Source organism: Rhodanobacter thiooxydans LCS2, assembly GCF_000264375.1.
Taxonomy (GTDB): Bacteria; Pseudomonadota; Gammaproteobacteria; order Xanthomonadales; family Rhodanobacteraceae; genus Rhodanobacter; species Rhodanobacter thiooxydans.
Genome location: NZ_AJXW01000155.1, coordinates 1 through 271 on the forward strand (window position 1 = coordinate 1; position 271 = coordinate 271).

1 protein-coding gene is annotated in these 271 nt (G+C 69.4%); it reads left to right on the forward strand.

Features of this window, described 5'->3' with window-relative positions; genetic code table 11:
• Nucleotides 1-271, forward strand: a 271-nt coding sequence (locus UUA_RS18320) for a carbohydrate porin (protein ID WP_008439725.1), incomplete at both ends; no start/stop codon positions are given.

Here is a 271-nt window from a genome sequence, read left to right on the forward strand (position 1 = left end):
AAGCTCGGCGCCTACTACAACACCGCCGGCACGCCGGATGTGCACACCGACGTCAACGGCCAGCCGGCTGGTCTCACCGGCGCCAACTTCATGCACCACAACGGCCGCTCCGGTGGCTACGTCATCGCCGACCGCATGGTCTACCGCGAAGGCCCCAACTCCAGCCGCGGTCTGACCCTCGGCCTGATGGCCGGCGTCGGCGACAAGGCCACCGCCCGTTTCCGCGACTTCTGGCTGCTCGGCGGCCACTATCAGGGCACCTTCCCCGGCC